The 17,229-nt window shown below is 34.1% G+C and carries 19 protein-coding genes; 11 read left to right on the top strand and 8 right to left on the bottom strand.

Annotated features, from left to right (window positions below; genetic code table 11):
* Complete coding sequence (locus JST55_00650; protein MBS1491983.1) at positions 1–1,089, bottom strand: histidinol-phosphate transaminase; 1,089 nt, start codon at positions 1,087–1,089, stop codon at positions 1–3.
* A 142-nt stretch (positions 1,090–1,231) separates the two neighbouring features.
* Here JST55_00650 and JST55_00645 point away from each other — a divergent pair, with 142 nt between their 5' ends.
* On the top strand, positions 1,232–2,050 hold the full coding sequence (locus tag JST55_00645) for a carbon-nitrogen family hydrolase (GenBank protein ID MBS1491982.1): 819 nt from the start codon (positions 1,232–1,234) through the stop codon (positions 2,048–2,050).
* 80 nt (positions 2,051–2,130) lie between these two features.
* On the opposite strand, the gene JST55_00640 is transcribed toward JST55_00645, so the two are convergent.
* Positions 2,131–2,622: a DinB family protein gene (locus tag JST55_00640; GenBank protein ID MBS1491981.1), complete on the bottom strand. Its 492-nt coding sequence runs from the start codon at positions 2,620–2,622 to the stop codon at positions 2,131–2,133.
* Positions 2,623–2,627: 5 nt separating this feature from the next.
* Positions 2,628–4,100, bottom strand: a complete 1,473-nt coding sequence (locus JST55_00635) for a hypothetical protein (protein ID MBS1491980.1) — start codon at positions 4,098–4,100, stop codon at positions 2,628–2,630.
* A gap of 166 nt (positions 4,101–4,266) precedes the next feature.
* Here JST55_00635 and sdhC point away from each other — a divergent pair, with 166 nt between their 5' ends.
* From sdhC to hemW, 8 genes are all read left to right on the top strand, one after another.
* Positions 4,267–4,692 (top strand): succinate dehydrogenase, cytochrome b556 subunit, encoded by a 426-nt coding sequence (gene sdhC / locus JST55_00630; protein MBS1491979.1) that lies wholly within the window; start codon positions 4,267–4,269, stop codon positions 4,690–4,692.
* An 18-nt stretch (positions 4,693–4,710) separates the two neighbouring features.
* A complete protein-coding gene (sdhD, locus tag JST55_00625; protein MBS1491978.1) occupies positions 4,711–5,088 on the top strand; it encodes a succinate dehydrogenase, hydrophobic membrane anchor protein in 378 nt (125 codons plus the stop codon).
* 85 nt (positions 5,089–5,173) lie between these two features.
* Positions 5,174–5,362, top strand: coding sequence for a histone H1 (locus tag JST55_00620; protein MBS1491977.1), 189 nt, complete (start codon positions 5,174–5,176; stop codon positions 5,360–5,362).
* Positions 5,363–5,617: 255 nt separating this feature from the next.
* Entirely contained in the window at positions 5,618–7,417 is a 1,800-nt protein-coding gene (gene lepA / locus JST55_00615; protein MBS1491976.1) for an elongation factor 4, read from the top strand.
* A 42-nt stretch (positions 7,418–7,459) separates the two neighbouring features.
* On the top strand, positions 7,460–7,819 hold the full coding sequence (locus JST55_00610; protein MBS1491975.1) for a four helix bundle protein: 360 nt from the start codon (positions 7,460–7,462) through the stop codon (positions 7,817–7,819).
* 31 nt (positions 7,820–7,850) lie between these two features.
* Positions 7,851–8,756 (top strand): signal peptidase I, encoded by a 906-nt coding sequence (gene lepB, locus JST55_00605; protein MBS1491974.1) that lies wholly within the window; start codon positions 7,851–7,853, stop codon positions 8,754–8,756.
* Positions 8,757–8,911: 155 nt separating this feature from the next.
* Positions 8,912–9,880: a TerC family protein gene (locus JST55_00600; GenBank protein MBS1491973.1), complete on the top strand. Its 969-nt coding sequence runs from the start codon at positions 8,912–8,914 to the stop codon at positions 9,878–9,880.
* Between the two features lie 113 nt (positions 9,881–9,993).
* On the top strand, positions 9,994–11,112 hold the full coding sequence (gene hemW / locus JST55_00595; protein ID MBS1491972.1) for a radical SAM family heme chaperone HemW: 1,119 nt from the start codon (positions 9,994–9,996) through the stop codon (positions 11,110–11,112).
* On the opposite strand, the gene JST55_00590 is transcribed toward hemW, so the two are convergent.
* The 3 genes from JST55_00590 to JST55_00580 form a co-directional block, all read right to left on the bottom strand.
* A complete protein-coding gene (locus JST55_00590; protein MBS1491971.1) occupies positions 11,099–12,046 on the bottom strand; it encodes a phosphatase PAP2 family protein in 948 nt (315 codons plus the stop codon). The two genes, hemW and JST55_00590, sit on opposite strands and share 14 nt — an antisense overlap.
* Positions 12,047–12,071: 25 nt before the next feature.
* Positions 12,072–13,472, bottom strand: a complete 1,401-nt coding sequence (mgtE, locus tag JST55_00585; GenBank protein ID MBS1491970.1) for a magnesium transporter — start codon at positions 13,470–13,472, stop codon at positions 12,072–12,074.
* Between the two features lie 114 nt (positions 13,473–13,586).
* The gene (locus tag JST55_00580) at positions 13,587–14,144 is read right to left on the bottom strand and encodes a hypothetical protein (GenBank protein ID MBS1491969.1); all 558 of its coding nucleotides are present in this window, start codon (positions 14,142–14,144) and stop codon (positions 13,587–13,589) included.
* Between the two features lie 106 nt (positions 14,145–14,250).
* Between JST55_00580 and JST55_00575 the strand changes: the two genes are divergently transcribed.
* Positions 14,251–14,904 (top strand): hypothetical protein, encoded by a 654-nt coding sequence (locus tag JST55_00575; GenBank protein MBS1491968.1) that lies wholly within the window; start codon positions 14,251–14,253, stop codon positions 14,902–14,904.
* 7 nt (positions 14,905–14,911) lie between these two features.
* The gene (locus JST55_00570) at positions 14,912–15,598 is read left to right on the top strand and encodes a hypothetical protein (protein ID MBS1491967.1); all 687 of its coding nucleotides are present in this window, start codon (positions 14,912–14,914) and stop codon (positions 15,596–15,598) included.
* 1 nt (position 15,599) lies between these two features.
* Here JST55_00570 and JST55_00565 read toward each other — a convergent pair whose 3' ends face one another.
* Both JST55_00565 and JST55_00560 read right to left on the bottom strand, forming a co-directional pair.
* Positions 15,600–16,052 (bottom strand): GNAT family N-acetyltransferase, encoded by a 453-nt coding sequence (locus JST55_00565; GenBank protein ID MBS1491966.1) that lies wholly within the window; start codon positions 16,050–16,052, stop codon positions 15,600–15,602.
* A complete protein-coding gene (locus JST55_00560) occupies positions 16,049–16,828 on the bottom strand; it encodes a hypothetical protein (protein MBS1491965.1) in 780 nt (259 codons plus the stop codon). The genes JST55_00565 and JST55_00560 overlap by 4 nt, the downstream gene beginning before the upstream one ends.
* Between the last annotated feature and the right edge of the window lie 401 nt (positions 16,829–17,229).

Raw genomic sequence — 17,229 nt, 5'->3', positions numbered from 1 at the left:
CTAAATATATTTTTTTAATGCTTTAAGCATTGCAAGATTTTCTTCTTCAAGTCCTACAGTAATTCTAAGACAATGACCTAAACCAAACGGTTTAAGCGGGCGTATAATAATCCCTTCTCTGAGCATGCTCTCATTTATTTGCGCAACTTTATTTTCGTCACCGAAATCTATCATTACAAAATTTGCATATGAAGGAATCCAGTTCAGTCCCATTTTTGTAAACTCTTCCGTAATTAATTTATATCCTTCTTTATTTACTGAAAGCGACTTCGCAAGAAAATTTTCATCTTCGATTGATGCCACTGCACCTACTTGCGCAGGAAGTGAAGGCTCAAACGGCATCTTTACTTTCATTATGCTTTCAATAAAATCCTTTTGTCCAAAGCCGTAACCTATGCGGACTGCAGCAATACCGTAAACTTTTGAAAATGTTCTGAGTGTGATTACATTATCGTGTCTGTAATGAAGTGAATCAGGATATTCAGGTTTATCCTGAGCGAATTCAAAATACGCTTCATCTAAAATTACAATTATATCATCAGGGACTTTATCAACAAAACTTTCAAATTCTTTTCTCGTGAATATTGTACCTGTAGGATTATTAGGATTACATAAATAAATTATTTTTGTCTTTTCATTTATTGCATTTAGTATCGTATCAAGATCAAATTTATATCCTTTCTTCATAGGAACTTCGGTAAACTTCTTGCCGCTTGATTTTGCCAGTACCTGAAATCCTATGAACGTCCCGGCCGATGTTAACAGCTCGTCATCATCCTGAAGGAAACATCTTAAAATGTAAGAGATAATCCCCTCACTTCCGCTGCCGACTGCAACGTTATCAATATGCAAATCATATTTTTTAGCAATGAGTGTTCGCAGTTCAATTGCTCCGACATCCTGATATCGGTGCACATCTTCCATACACTTTATCATTGCAGCAACTGCATTTGGTGATGGTCCCAAAGGATTTTCATTGGACGCAAGCTTATAAACTTTTTCGAGATTAAATTCTTTCTGTATTTCTTCAATAGTTCTGCCCGGAACGTAAGGTCTTAAACTTTTTATATGTGAAGGTATAAGGGACATTTTTCTTTTTATTTTAAGCAAAATAGCTTTATTAATTTTAAGTGAAAATGTAATATTTACAGCTATAAATTCTTAATAGTTTCTTAATTTTCTCTGCTGTTACATTTTACAAATTTCTTTAAATTGATTTCAAATATAAAATATGAAACTAAAAATAGCACTGGCACAGTTCAAAGTCATTAATTCCAAATCATTAGAAAACTTACAAAAAGCAGAAAAATTTATGTCAGATGCTTCATCACAAAATATTGAGCTAATATGCTTTCCTGAAATGTTCATCACGGGATTCAACTGGGATTTTCTCAACTCAGATAAAAATAATTTTGAAAGCTACATAAACACATTATCATGTTACGCTAAAAAATATAAAATCTGGATTAACGGTTCTGTTCCTGAATTAAACGAAGAAGGAAAAATCTGTAACACTTCAATTTTATTTGATTCAAACGGTGAACGTGCAGCTACATACAGAAAAATACACCTCTTCAGTTACATGAAAGAAAATGAACATCTTGCAGCGGGAAATAAACTTGCAGTAACAAATACTCCCTGGGGTAAAACAGGACTTTCTGTCTGTTACGATTTACGATTTCCCGGAATGTTTCAGACTTATGCAATCAATGGAGTAAAACTTCAGATTCATCCTGCCGCCTGGCCATATCCACGACTGGAACACTGGCAAACTCTTACCAAAGCAAGAGCAATTGAAAATCAAATGTTTGTCGCAGCGATTAACCAGGTGGGAGATGAAGACTTCGGCTCAAACGGCTCAGTAACTTACTTTGGAAACTCTATGATTATAGATCCATGGGGAAAAGTTCTTGTACAGGGAAACGACAAAGACGAGACTTTATTAACCACAGAAATTGATTTAGATATAGTCGATGAAATAAGAAATACGATAACAGTGTTTGAAGATAGAAATCCTGCGGTATGCGATATAACAAATATGATAAACTAATATATCATTGTATAACTCGGATAGATTTATTTTAAGCTTTTGATGATTTATTTTTGTGCATGCTCACGGGAAAAAAATATTTAGCCTTGATGTAGTTTTAATAAAAATTGTCTAATCTGCCTTCTATGTCTGTAGATATGAACTATAGCATGCTCCATTATCTGTTCATAATCATAACTTCCCCAGTTAGTTTTTATATGTTTATCAGCATCTGCCTGAAGCATTTCCCTTTCTTTTATTTTAGATAATGCTTCTACATTAAACTTAAACATTTCATCAAGAGCTTTTATATATTCTGAAACTTTGTTCAGGTAAACTATTTCAGGAAGGTCAAACTTTTTGTCAGGAAATTTATGCTGCAATATTCTCGTTGGATAAAAATATCCACAGATTACAACATGAGATAAAATTGTCTGAATTGATTTGCAAGCAGGATTTCTTGTTTTAGAATCGACAATTTTAATCAGATCTGCATCTGAAATTTTTCTTATTGTTTTCTTTAAATCTGCCAATGCAATTTCATATTCATCAAGAATTGCTCCAATGCTGCCTTTGCGGAAATTTTGCTGCATAAAATTTAATTAGTTTTATTGTTTTTCTTAAGCTTGCTGATGTAATTTAATATGTATGAGCTGCCTTTTAAAGTTCTTTTCACTTCGCCTTCAAGATCCCTTAATCCCGATAAAGAATTTCCCTGCACTATTTTCAAAAATTTTTTGAAAAATTTCATTTCAATTATATCAGGTCTTTCGCTTGTTTCGTATTTGCGTTCAAGAAATTTTACATAGGCATCTGCCATTGATAAAGCTGTTTCATAATTACCCAGTCCATAGTGGCATAATATCATATGAAATTTTGCAAAGTTTACAAGAAACGTCGAGCCGCCGCTTAACTTTGATAGAAGAGAAAGTGCTTCTCTGAAATTTCCTGTATAGGTGTTATACATTCCTAAGCCAAGACCTATAGTAAAATCTTTATCCTGTATATTTAACTCACCGGAATGATTTTCAATGAATTGCTTCATCCAGTCATAATCCTTTGCCAGAGAAGCATTATTTAAAAATCCGATAAAATTTATTAAAGGTAAATCAGGCGATATTGGCTTATAGAGTTTATTCTTCAGAAAAAATTCCATTAAAGGAATTGCTTTTTTTGCAATGGCAGGAGCTTTATCGTAAGGTGTATTATACCTCGCTAGATTTACAATTGTGTTTATACTGTTAATTGTAAAAATTGTTGTATAAGAAGTAAATCTATGATTTTTTCTTTTAAAGAAATTGTCAGTTATTTTTTTATAGCTGTCCTCAAAATCTTTGTTCATAGAAATTTTCATCAGGTAATATTCGGGATTTATTATATCATAAACCTTAGGAGAAATCTTTTTACTCCTTTCAATAAATTTTTCAAAATCGAACAGCTTGAATATCTCCCCGCATATATCAGCATACTGAAGATTGGATGAAAATTTTGCCATTGGAGCAACTTTTGCATTAGAGATTATTATATCCAATGCAATCAAGGCTGCCACTTCCGATTGGAAGCTGAACATAGCAGAATCTTTATATGGAAGCGCCTTATTCATTAAATCCATAAGGTAAAGATTGGCAGTTTGGAAAATTTCAAACATATTGGAATCTGAAGGACTCTGAATATCTTTGTACTTTTCAAAATAATTTGTTACTTCCTTTTTATAAGCATTGGTAAGTTTTTTGTGATACAGCTTGTGAACCTCTGCGAATTTCATATGGTGCTCGGAAGTAGTATAGTACTCAGTTGAAAGGAATTTTTTTGTCAGTTGGAATAGAGCAGTCAGAATATTTCTTATTCGCGCCTCTTTTGTTGCCCTGCCCTTAGTTTTTAATTTTTTTGAGACTCTCTCTATTTTCAAAGCGGGACTATCGAATGCAGGATAAAACGTTTTAATTATATCAAACAGTTTTACCGTATCTTTTGCAGTGTTGAAATATGGAGACTTAATAAATTTTTCAAACCTTTTGAATTCATCAGGTGTGAAAGTCTTCAGCGCTTCAATCGCTTTATGTTTATGCATTGAGCTTGGGGTTATAAAAGTTGAAATTTGGTAAAATTGAGGATAATATAAAACACTAAAATCAAATAATTCTATTTATTAAATTTTCAAAATACTATCAAACTTAATTGTAAATAACGAACAAAATCACTAATTTTAAATATTATTTCAAACCTACCTTCATTTAATGTCTCAAAATAATTACTCTAAAATCAAAACTTTTGATCAAAGAGGATGGGTAAAGGAAAATCTTTCATATAAAAAAGATTCCGGAAGCTGGGCCTGGATTTTACACAGAATCACAGGAATAGCATTAATCGGATACTTATTTCTGCACATATACTCGCTTAGCCCGCTAACACAGGGAGAAGCTGCATTCACGGATAAGATGAAAAATTTTACAACTCCATTCTTTATGTTCTTAGAGTGGCTTTTATTTGCATTTGTATTATTCCACTCGCTTAACGGAATAAGAATAGTTTTAGTAGACTGGGCTGACGGCGCAAAATATCAGAAATCATTATATGTATGGTCATGGATTGTAGGTGTATTATTATTTGTCATGATGGGTGTATTAATGTTTTCTTACGAAATCGGCTTATTAACTAAATAACTCGAAAAAAAATTTTAAATGTTCAAGTATCAAAGTTCAAAAACATCAGGTTCTAAAAGCTGGGTAATCCAGAGGGTAACAGGCGTTGCGCTTGTAATACTTATGATTGGCCACTATATCTTAATGCACTACAATCCTGATTCCGGGCACACATATCAGGCAGTACTTAACAGAATGTCTTACTCATGGTACAGAATTATTGATATCAGTTTTCTGATATTAGGTATGTATCACGGGCTCAACGGAGTATGGGGAATCTTCAGAGATTTCAAGCTAAAAACATGGCAAAATTACACAATTATTGCGCTTTTAATGATTTTCGGATTAGCTTTTATCGCATGGGGCGTGAACATAATATTTTCAATCCCCTACATCAGAACTACAAGTATTCATTGATTCCAATTAATTTACAATTGACTTTTTAACGTAATTTTATAATTTTTGCTAAATTAACCAAAAATCTAAACAAGGAAACCTCCACATGGAAAAATTCAGTGATCTGCAAAAAAAGCTTGACGACATGAAGACTGACATAGAGAAGTTCTATTCTAAAGGTCAAAATGCCGCAGGAACCAGATTAAGAAAGAGTTTAAACGAATTAAAGAAGGTTGCTTCCGATATCCGTAAAGAAATTCAGGATACAAGAGCATCAAGAAAAACCGAAGGTTAATTTTTTCTTGTTCTTTACTTCCGGAGTGGAATCTAAATAAGGGTTAATGCATTTACATTTGTAGGACCTTAATTTAGAATCCACTTTTTTTTTATACAACCCTTTTGCCAAACATCAGGGAAATTAACATATACTTTTACTTCTCTTTTCGAAACCCCTGTTTCGGAAAGTGGTATAGAGATTATTGTCCCAAACAGGGGTTTGGGACATAGAATAGAAGAACATATATTCACAAAATTTTAACTATTGCCATAATTGAGCACATCACGAATAAGAAATTTTTGCATTATTGCCCACATAGACCACGGCAAATCCACTTTAGCTGACCGCTTACTTGAAAAAACCAAAACTGTTGCCGAGCGCGATATGGTCAAGCAGATACTTGACGATATGGAACTTGAACAGGAGCGCGGTATTACGATTAAACTTCATGCAATTCAGATGAAGTATAAATCAAAATCAGGCGAAGATTTCATTTTTAATTTAATTGATACTCCGGGACACGTTGACTTCTCTTATGAAGTCTCCCGCTCTCTTGCCGCATGCGAAGGCGCATTGCTTGTTGTGGATTCTACTCAGGGCATTGAAGCACAGACAATCAGCAATCTTTATCTTGCAATAGATAACGGTCTTGAGATTATCCCCGTCATCAATAAAATCGACCTTCCAAACGCAATGCCTGATGTTGTTTCGGAACAGATTGTTGATTTAATCGGCTGCAAAAAGGAAGACATAATTTTAGCATCTGCCAAAGCAGATATTGGAACTGAAGATATTCTTGAAGCAATCGTATCAAGAATTCCTCCTGCTCCAATCAATAACGAAAAGCCGTTACGAGCGCTTATATTTGATTCGAAGTTTGATATCTACAGAGGCGTAATTATTTATTTAAGAGTTTTTGACGGAGTACTTAGAGAAGGACAGAAAATAAGATTTTACTTTAATAATAAAGAGTTCGTTGCTGAAGAAGTAGGGATATTAAAGATGGATAAGGTACGGACTAAAGAACTGGAATCAGGACAGGTTGGATATTTAATTGCCGGTATTAAAGACGTGAACGAATCGAAAGTCGGTGATACAATTTTTAATGCCGAAGACCCTATAACAGAACCATTACCGGGATATAAAGAAGTTCTCCCTATGGTATTCAGCGGAATTTATCCTTCTGCTGCAGATGATTTTGAAGTATTGAGAGATTCGCTATCAAAACTGAAACTGAATGACGCAGCTTTATCCTTCGTCCCCGAAAGTTCGTTGGCGCTCGGCTTTGGTTTCAGATGCGGATTTCTCGGAATGCTCCATATGGAGATTGTTCAGGAACGCCTTGAACGCGAATATAATTTGAACATTGTTACAACCGTTCCTAACGTAGAATATAAAATTTACAAAACAAACGGAGACGTTCTCATTGTTGATAATCCTTCTTCAATGCCCGAGCCGCAGTTAATTGATTACATAGAAGAGCCGTATATTTCTGCAAACATTATTACTCCTACTGAATACATGGGCAACTTAATGAAGCTTGCAAATGAGAGACGCGGTGTATTTGTGAACAGCCATTATGTAGATGCAAAAAGAGTTGATCTGCATTTTGAATTACCTCTGAGTGAAATTGTTTATGATTTCTACGATAAATTAAAATCATACTCACGCGGTTACGCATCGTTCGATTATGAATTAAAAGATTACAGAAAATCTGACTTAGTAAAGCTTGATATTTTATTAAACGGAGACCCCGTTGATGCTCTATCAACCGTTGTTCACCGTTCCAAAGCTCATGACTGGGGTAAGAGATTATGTTCAAAACTGAGAAAGCTTATTCCGAGACAGATGTATGAAGTTGCCATTCAGGCAGCCATCGGCGCAAAGATTGTTGCAAGAGAAACAATTTCTGCAATGAGAAAAAACGTTATTGCAAAATGTTACGGCGGTGATATTTCAAGAAAAAGAAAGCTTCTTGAAAAACAAAAAGAAGGAAAGAAGAGAATGAAGCAGGTTGGCTCAGTGGAAATCCCGCAGGAAGCATTCCATGCAGTGCTATCTCTGGATGACTAAGGGAATTATGAATTATAAATTATGAATTATGAATGAAACCGTATGAAAGAAAGTATCGTAGTAACTAAGAGTTTTGATTTCGCGATAAGAATTGTCAATTTATATAAATTTTTATTGGAAATGAAAAGAGAATATGTGATGTCAAAGCAGATTTTAAGATGTGTAACCTCAATTGGTGCAAATGTACGTGAATCTCAAAGCGCTGAATCCAAACCTGATTTCATCCATAAGCTATCTGTAGCTTTAAAAGAAGTTGATGAAACATCTTACTGGTTGGAATTGTTATATAAAACAGAGTTTATTACAAATGAACAGTACGAGAGTTTAATTTTTGATACTCTCGAATTAAGAAAAATTATTTCATCCATCATTCTCACTTCACGTGGAACTCATAATTCATAATTCTTAACTCATAATTCGAAAAACACGCTTAATGGCATTAATAAAAAAGACCACAAAAACAGATAAAAATAAAGTAAAGAAGAATAAACCAAAAGAGTTTTTTGATGCATTAGTTTACGCAGCAATTGTAGCATTCATCATAAAAATATTTTTGTTCGAAGCATACCGGATCCCCACAGGCTCTATGGAAAACACACTGCTTGTCGGCGATTTTCTTCTTGTAACAAAGTTTACTTACGGAGCAACGACTCCGCGAAATGTTCCTTTCACAGATATAAGAATTCCCTACTGGAAACTCCCCGGCTTTAAAGATCCTGAAAGAGGTGATATAATTGTATTTGATTTCCCAGGAGACAAAGATGAACTCGAATCAAAAGAGGTTGTAAATTACATCAAAAGATGTGTCGGCTTACCCGGCGATACAATTCATGTTGTTGATAAGCAGCTTTATGTAAACGGAGCTATTTTCCCGAATCCGCCTAACTCGCAATTTGATAAAGTCCAGCGCGGACTTGATACAAGGAATGCAAGAATTTTTCCTAAAGGCGCTCCATGGACTGAAGACAACTATGGACCGATTCGTGTACCTAAGAAAGGCGATAAGATTGCTCTTAACGATAAAAATTTCGACCAGTGGAGAATGTTTGCTTTGAAAGAAGGACATAGAATACAACTGAATCCGGGCGGAGTGATTTCTTCTGACGGAGTAAATCTTCCTAACAACGAATACACAGTTGAAAGAAATTATTTGTTCATGATGGGTGATAACAGAAACAACTCTCTCGATAGCCGCTTCTGGGGATTTATGCCTGAACAGAATATCGTAGGACAGGCGTTTATGCTATACTGGTCATGGGATGCAAATATACCGTTCTCACATTTCTTTGATCTGCTCGGTTCAATAAGATGGGGCAGAATCGGAAATCTTATAAGGTAAGATTTTAGAATTTTAATTTTTCGAAAACTCTGATTTTATTATTTAATGAAATCAGAGTTTTTTTTATAAAAACCCGCGAAAATTTTTCTTCATAAATTTGAACCAATCCTTCCTCTTCTTTGTTGCTTTAAATAATACCAAAATTAAATGGAGATATATTGGATACAGGTTTTCACTGGATTCTTTTTAATATATTTGTAGTTGGAATGCTCGCATTGGATTTAGGAGTATTTCACAAAAAATCACATAAAGTTGAGATAAAAGAAGCACTTATATGGAGCGGTGTATGGATAGCATTTGCATTAATTTTTGCTTTAATGCTCTGGATGGGCTGGATTTATCAGGGAGCTTATGACCACACAGATGTAACTATGAAATTTCTGACGGGTTATCTTATTGAAAAATCACTTAGCGTTGATAATGTATTTGTGTTTGTTTTGCTTTTCGGATACTTCAAAGTTCCAAGCGAGTATCAGCACAAAGTATTGTTCTGGGGAATTCTTGGAGCATTAATTATGCGTGTTGTATTTATTTTTGCCGGCGTTGCTTTGATTAATAAATTTGAATGGATAGTCTATGTCTTCGGCGCATTCTTAATTTTTACAGGGATAAAAATTGCGGTTCAGAAAGATAAGGAAATGCACCCTGAAGATAATCCTGTTCTGAAGCTGACTAAAAAATTTTTTAGAATGACTCCGGGATTTGTAGGCGATAAATTTTTCGTAAAGAAAGATAAGGTGAAATATGCGACACCTTTATTCGCTGTATTAGTTCTTATTGAAACAACTGATTTGATTTTTGCGGTTGACTCTATCCCTGCTATTCTTTCAATTTCAAATGACCCTTTTATTGTATATACTTCAAACGTGTTTGCAATATTAGGTTTGCGCGCTTTATATTTTGCATTAGCCGGAATAATGCACTTATTCCATTACTTGAATTACGGACTGGCAGTTATTCTTTCATTTGTCGGCACTAAAATGTTATTGGATAAAGGTGTTATCGCAACAGAGATTTCACTTATAGTTATCGCAGGAATTTTAGCTTTATCTGTAATTTTCTCGTTGATATTTCCGAAGAAAAAACCAAGAGTGCAATTGAATGGACTGACTGAAAAACAATAACAGGTTCTTGTTTAATAAAGGTACCCTATAAAGCTATTCGTAGAAATGCGCATAGCTTTTTTTATATCCTTTGCATTTTAAAATAAATATTATGATTAAACTTTAAAATAAAATTGTCAGGACTTTATATACATATTCCCTTCTGCAGACGCAAATGCACTTACTGTGACTTTTATCTTGTAACGAATTTAAACATCGTTGATAAATTTGTTACAAATTTGTTAAAAGAAATTGAACTCACTGCGCAATTATATAAAGAAGAAAAATACGATACTATTTTTTTCGGAGGAGGTACGCCTTCCCTGCTCCCGCCGGAAAGGTTAAAAGAAATAATTGATACGTTAAAATATAATTTCATTGTATCGGAAAATTCCGAAGTTACAATTGAGGCAAATCCCGAAGATTTTTTTGAAGCAGATTTTCAGAAATATAAAGAAGCAGGAATAAACCGTTTCAGCTTCGGAGTGCAGTCATTTATAGATGAAGAGTTAAAGTTCTTAACAAGAATGCATACGGCTGAGCAGGCTGAGAGCGTAATTCGTGAATGCAGAAAAGTTTTTGATAATGTCAGCTGCGATATAATATATTCCCTGCCTAATCAGACAAAAGAAAACCTTGAATACTCGCTTAATAAAGTTATTGAGCTGAATATTCCGCACGTATCTGCATATACTTTAATCTTCGAAGAGCAAACTAAGCTATTTACTTTGCTTCAGAAAAATTTAGTGAAGCAGAATGAAGATTCCGTTGAATCAGATTTATATTCATATGTATCGGAATTTCTGATAAAGCATGGCTTCAATCATTACGAAGTATCTAACTATGCAAAACCGGGTTATGAATCTAAACATAATCTGAAATACTGGAACTATGAAAATTACATTGGCTTCGGTCCCTCTGCGCACTCACTTCATAATGGCAAGAGATGGAATAATTTCCGCGATATAATAAAATACAATATATATTTACAGGATGGAAAGCTCCCGATTGAAAATGAAATTAATCTTGATGAAAAAATGATGAAGATGGAATTTATTATGCTGGCTTTAAGAAGCACGGGAGTAAATTTTGAACGGTATAAAAAATTCTTCAATACAAATTTTTACGAAGACTATGAGCATTCAATAAATGATTTACAAAGAAACCGATTAGGAATTATATTAGAAAAAGAATTTAAACTGACTGAAAGCGGATACAAACTTACTGATGAAATTATGGCTAAATACTTCTAAAGTTTATATTTTTATTTTTATAAACAAAGTGGGCGATGAGAATTGTTACAAGAATGAAGGGTACTGCTCCGAGCAAATCTGCAACGTAATGATAACGGAGATATACAGTTGAAAAAATCATGAGACATGCATAAGGCAGATAAAAATAAAAAGTATTTGAACGGATTTTTCTTGAGAGATAAGTAATTAGCACAATCATAATTGTATGTCCCGAAGGAAACGCATCACGCTGAGCAAAAGCCTCAGGATTCGATACTCCCACCGGAATCGACTCACCGAAATCAATCACCTGCCTTAGCAGCTTTGCAAAAAATATTCCCGGAAGCTCAGTGTTAATAGAATTAAAATCATGAATTGTAAATCTTGGTCCAATTGCAGGCACTAGCAAGTAACCCAGGAACGAAAGATAAAAGCCAACGAATACTACGAACATAGCATACTTCAACTCTTCATATCTGTGCCACAGGTATAACTCCATTGCGAAAATTACAGGCATCAGATAAAAAATACCGTATATTATTTGTATGAACTCAGTGAACCACGGGTGATTAAAGTGGAGAGACATTGTAGTCGGATCAACTCCGAAAATCGCTCTGTCAATATTTGCAAGGTAGCTATCATACAGCACGGGACTTGAGTACAACATCAGATAATAAACCTGTTTAAAACAGAACAGCACCATCAATATCGGATAAAAAAATCTTATAAAGCGGGCAACTCCGGGCTTCTTCTTTGCGAAGTCATCCTTCTTTTCGTAAATGCTTACGCAATATACTATAACGATTCCCAGCAGAAAATTTACAGCAATCATTATAAATTTTCCCATGATAGGAAGAATGAACAAACTTAAAATGCTGAGTATAAGAAGGAAGATCTGATTTGCTTTATCGGGGGCTTCTAAATATCGTAACCTATTTTTAAAATCTTCAATCAATAATTGATATTAAAATTAATCAGAGTTATAAATGGGTTAAAAGATATGTAGCAAGTGTAAGAAATATTGAAACACCAATCACATCCTGAAATGCTGTTTCAAACGGACCTGAAGTTATTGCGGGATCGAATCCCATTTTTTTAGATAAGAAAGGAAAAATTGTTCCGACTACTCCGGATAGATTAATTGATATAAACATTGAAATCCCGACAGTAAGACCGAACAGAAATTTATTCGTATCTTCCCACATATAACCGATGCATGCAACAATTATTCCGACAACAAATCCTATTATGGTAGTAGTCTGCAATTGTCTTTTAACCGGTTCAAACCATCTGTCTAAACTTATCAAGCCTGTATCAAGTGCGCGCACAACTATAGCCGCGGATTGCAGTCCGGTGTTCCCTGCTATTGCTGAGATAACGGGCATAAATGATGCGAGTAATATTACTTTGCGAAGTGTTTCATCGTAAGAAGCGATTACAAATCCGCCTATGAATTCTATACCGAGTGTAATCAATACCCACGGCAGCCTTAACTTCGCAATCTGGAACGGAGATTTTTTTTCAAGCTCTTCAGAATCGGAACCAACCATCTTTGCAACGTCTTCAGAGTATTCTTCTTCCATAACGTCCATGATATCGTCAGAGCTAATTTTACCAATTACTCTTCCGTGCAAATCAACTACGGGCAATGACACAAGATCATAGCTTCTGAAAATATTCGCAACTTCCTGCTGGTCAACATCGGCGCGGACAGATATAACATCGGGATTCATTACATCGTTAATAATTTTATCCGGTTCTTTCATCAGGATAATAATTCTCTTGAGAGAAATTATTCCCACAAGTTTATTATCATCTTCAACAACCCAAACGTTATAAAGCTGGTCAACTTCATCAGCCTGCTGCTGTATCTCTTCTATTGCCTCGGCTACTGTTCTGTTGCAGTGAATGACAACAAACTCCTTAGCCATAATACCGCCGGCAGTATTCTCATCATACTGAAGCAGCTCACGTACTTCCTGTGAATCTTCTTTATCAATCGAGTCTAAGTTCTGAAGAACTTCATGCTTCTCTTTATCATCAAGCTCGCTTACAAAGTCAGCAGCATCATCGGAATACATCTCGCTTACGATGGAGCTAAGCTTTTTGCCTTCAAGCCGCTCTACAATCTCATCTTTTCTTTCATCGGATAGCTCAAGCAGAACATTACTTGCAGTTTCATGGTCCAGCAAAGAGAAGAGATAGAATGCGTCATCATCTTCTTCCAGATTTTCAATGATAACTGCAATGTCAAAATCATATAAGTCGGCGACGATATTACGAAGCGCACCATCTGACTTATCATGTATAAGTCCGGTGATATTCTCTAATATCTCTTTATCAACTTCAAGAACTGATTTATATGTATTTTCTTTTGACAATTAATTAATCCGGTATTGACTGGAAAAAATAAATTTGAAGTCTTGCAAGTTATCAATTACAAGGCGGAGTTTCAATTTAAAACGGTAAATGTTTGATTAAATATTCAGAGAGGATTAAATCTTAATATTGTTTCTTCGGGCAAATTCTTCGCAGTACTCTTTTGCTTCTGCAAGTCCGACACCTGACGATTCCCTGTATAACTTGATTGCAGTAATGAGATTGCCATTTTCAATAAGTACTTTCATTTTTGTTTCAAGCTGAGAGAGATTGTTTTCAAATACTTCTTTTTTCTCTTCTCCATTGGAAGAGAATTTAAACAAGCTCGGCATTCTGTGCATTATTTCTTCAGCTTCATCTACAAATGCTTTTGCATCATGCAGGCTCAGTTGTTCTTTCTGCTGAACATATTTTATCGCATCAATTTTATTACCTGATTCTATCATTGGAACTATCTCCCCCACCATCTTAATATTTTTAGCGGCTGAGCGGATATGCTTTTTTGTTTCAAGTGAAGAGTCGTATATCTCCGTTGACTGAGCAAATATCTGCTGATCTCTGGGGATAGAGTATACTTTTGATTTTTTTTCTCTTCCTGAAAATAATTTTACAAGCACTAAGAAAAGGAATGCAATCCCTGCTCCTATCAATCCATATATAAAAGTATCCGGCATATTTTAAAATAATTAATTTATAAAATTAATACTATTCAAAGATGAATTATTCAAAATAGATTTTATATAATATATTGATTATCTTGAAGAAAACTAAAATAAATCTATGAAACCCCTATTCTTATTATTATTTTCTATAGTAAGTTTCACTTTATTTGCCCAGGACCGGGACGTTAATGATACAAAGGAAATAAACCATTCAAGAGACTATTTTTCAATAGGGTTATATGGCGGAGGCCATGTCAGCAATTCTTTTAATGTAACTCTGGGACCGGTTAACTCAATCTCAGGTGAAATTGAATATCGGAAAACAAAAAACTGGGGATTTTATATAAAAGGTCTATATGAATTTGTCTCCCATGATATTAAACAACTTTTTTACTACCAGGAGGCAGAGTATTTTACCTTTACTGACGTAAAGGAACCTAATACATTTTCTTTTTTATTTAATTTTGGTGCAAGGTATTATTTAACTGATGGCAATGTTTCACCTTATTTTCAAGGCGGCCTTAGTCATGAAACTTCTTATATGGGAGATTATTCGTACAAATTAAATGACGGCATAGGAAGTTACTCAATTTACAAAAGCAAAGCTTATTTTGATGAATATCTTTCACTCGATTTTGGAGTGGGAGGAAAAATAAAACTAAATAAAAAAATCTCCGTTGATATGCAGGCTGATGTTTATCAATACGTTGGAAAAGACAACTACCATAAACCCGGATATTCAGCACTAATTGGTTTAAAATATAATTTATAAAACCCATATGAAAAAATTATTTTTATTTGTTTTAATATTAACAAACTTTAGCTTATTTGCACAGGACCGGAATGAAGATTCCGGTGAATATACTCATCGGCATAAAAGATATGATAAGAACTATTTCACTATAGGATTTTATACCGGCACATATATCGGTAAAAAGCCCGTGTATGAAAAAAATTATTTTATAAATTCTGTTGCCACTGAAATTGAATATTTTAAGTTCAGTGATTTATCCATTTATATAAAAGGATTGTATGAATTTACTCAGACTTCTTTCTATGATTTAATGGGCTATTATCCTTCATCCAACCAGACTTTTAATGAACCATATACAAACAGAATTGTTTTTTCATTCGGAGGGAGATATTATGCCGGAAGCAAACACAGCAAAGTAAATCCTTATCTTCAGGCAGGTTTAAATCAGGAAGGAAGTTTTGTAGATAATTATTCCGCTACAACCACTTACTCCGGCGGGATTGTCTATACTTCAAATTATCATAAATATTATACAATCAGATTTGGTCTTAACATCGGAGTAGGATTTAATATAAAACTTGGAAAAAGATTAAACTTCGATATGAAATATGATTTGCAAAAATCATTATCAAAAGATGATAGAGATTGGAGTGACCATCCTGAAGGCTTCAATGCATTTTCAGTTTTGGCAGGTGTGAAGTACGATCTGTAAATTAATATAAATGCAGTTTCATTCCTTCATGTGAAGCTGTAAAGCCAAGCTTTTCATAAAAGCGGTGAGCGTCTTTCCGGCGTTTATCTGTTGTGAGCTGAACAATTCTGCATTTTTTTTCTTTAGCTTTTTCAATTGCGTACTCCATCATCTTCGTTCCTATTCCCTTCCCTGTTAAAGAATCTCTTACTCTCACACTTTCAATCTGAAGCCGCATACTTCCGCCGAAGTTTAAGTTTGGCAGAAATGTTAATTGCATTGTACCGATAACTTCACCATCGATTTCAGCAACAGTCAGTTCCTGATATGAATCTGAATTTATAAGTTCAAAAAAATCGTAATAAGATTGTGGCAGTGGCAGTTCAAATTTTTCTCTGGTTGCTCCGAGAAAATCATTTGCAAGCATTTCAATAATTGAGGGAAGGTCTTCACGTATTGCTTTACGGAATATCATGTATAGTTCTGAAGAATTTTATATAAGATTATGAACATTACAATTACAAGAATAATCAGAAATGAAAAAACATAAATGGGATTTAATCTAGGCTTATTTAATTTCTTATCCTCAGCTTTTTTCTTTTTTTTCTTCTCTTCTTCGTCTTCAGCTAAAATTTTTTCCATCCAGATTTTCGTATCCATAAAGTTTTCATTCACTTCCAGAAACATTGCTGCATTTGCCTGTTTAAGATTTGCCTCAGCAGCTGCTTTCATATCAATAATCCCCTGCGGAATTTCGTACTTATGCTTAAGGTCATTCAGATAAACTTTATTACAATACTCAACGATTAACTTGCTCACATAAGCATTTGCGCCGAATGCAATTCCGTCAAGTTCAAGCAGATAGTTCAGGTCATTTCTAAACAAACGCATCATTCTAACTTTATCAATTTTTATGAATAGCTCGTTGCGTTCTTTTTCATTCGATATCTGAAAATATGTTTTTGCGTAGTAGAGACTTTGATTTCGCAGGTCTGCAATTTTTTTTGCGTTTGGAGTGAGATCATAATCAATATCGTAGCCTTCACTTGAAGCTATTTGCTCTTCTATCTTAAAATCGTGACAAATTATATCAAGGTAATACCTGTAAGGAATTAGGATTCTCTGCCATAGAGTATCTTTATTGGCAGGATGAATTTCAAGAATTTCGTCGATATATTCAATCGCGCTTTCGAAATTTTTAAGAGCTACCTCTTCCGCGGCAAGAGTGAGCTTGTTTTCGATATTGAGCATATAGCAAACATAACAAGAAAAGAATTAGGATATAATTATAAAATTTTCCCTATACCTGCTAATAGGGATGAATTTCTTTTAATCTTTTTCATTTATAATTATATTTGTACAGCTCAAATAGTGAAGTTTCAAATTTTAAATAGGGAAAAGTTAAATGTTATTCGATAAGTCTAAGGACATCCCATAACTCGTAACTCATAACTCATAACTAAAATAAAATCCGTCAAAAACCCATCAAAATTTTAAAAATAAAATATTGGATATTGTTTTTTCAATGTTGAGGAATGAAATGTGACAATAATGCGACTATTCAATTTTTAAATAGTGAAAAAGTTAAAAAGGATTCCGCTAAACACTATACTGAGCTTAGCTCAAAATGTGACAATAATGTGACATTTACA

Source organism: Bacteroidota bacterium, assembly GCA_018266835.1.
Lineage (GTDB): Bacteria > Bacteroidota > Ignavibacteria > Tepidaquicellales > Tepidaquicellaceae > JAFDZO01.
The sequence above is the reverse complement of the archived record's forward strand: the minus strand, read 5'-3'. Positions and strand labels throughout refer to the sequence as shown.

What these genes read in the sequence shown, in the direction of transcription:
- JST55_00650 (MBS1491983.1), bottom strand. Translation starts at nt 1,089, where the DNA reads ATGTCCCTTATACCTTCACATATAAAAAGTTTAAGACCTTACGTTCCG.
- JST55_00645 (MBS1491982.1), top strand. Translation starts at nt 1,232, where the DNA reads ATGAAACTAAAAATAGCACTGGCACAGTTCAAAGTCATTAATTCCAAA.
- JST55_00640 (MBS1491981.1), bottom strand. Translation starts at nt 2,622, where the DNA reads ATGCAGCAAAATTTCCGCAAAGGCAGCATTGGAGCAATTCTTGATGAA.
- JST55_00635 (MBS1491980.1), bottom strand. Translation starts at nt 4,100, where the DNA reads ATGCATAAACATAAAGCGATTGAAGCGCTGAAGACTTTCACACCTGAT.
- sdhC (MBS1491979.1), top strand. Translation starts at nt 4,267, where the DNA reads ATGTCTCAAAATAATTACTCTAAAATCAAAACTTTTGATCAAAGAGGA.
- sdhD (MBS1491978.1), top strand. Translation starts at nt 4,711, where the DNA reads ATGTTCAAGTATCAAAGTTCAAAAACATCAGGTTCTAAAAGCTGGGTA.
- JST55_00620 (MBS1491977.1), top strand. Translation starts at nt 5,174, where the DNA reads ATGGAAAAATTCAGTGATCTGCAAAAAAAGCTTGACGACATGAAGACT.
- JST55_00610 (MBS1491975.1), top strand. Translation starts at nt 7,460, where the DNA reads ATGAAAGAAAGTATCGTAGTAACTAAGAGTTTTGATTTCGCGATAAGA.
- lepB (MBS1491974.1), top strand. Translation starts at nt 7,851, where the DNA reads ATGGCATTAATAAAAAAGACCACAAAAACAGATAAAAATAAAGTAAAG.
- JST55_00580 (MBS1491969.1), bottom strand. Translation starts at nt 14,144, where the DNA reads ATGCCGGATACTTTTATATATGGATTGATAGGAGCAGGGATTGCATTC.
- JST55_00575 (MBS1491968.1), top strand. Translation starts at nt 14,251, where the DNA reads ATGAAACCCCTATTCTTATTATTATTTTCTATAGTAAGTTTCACTTTA.
- JST55_00570 (MBS1491967.1), top strand. Translation starts at nt 14,912, where the DNA reads ATGAAAAAATTATTTTTATTTGTTTTAATATTAACAAACTTTAGCTTA.
- JST55_00565 (MBS1491966.1), bottom strand. Translation starts at nt 16,052, where the DNA reads ATGATATTCCGTAAAGCAATACGTGAAGACCTTCCCTCAATTATTGAA.
- JST55_00560 (MBS1491965.1), bottom strand. Translation starts at nt 16,828, where the DNA reads ATGCTCAATATCGAAAACAAGCTCACTCTTGCCGCGGAAGAGGTAGCT.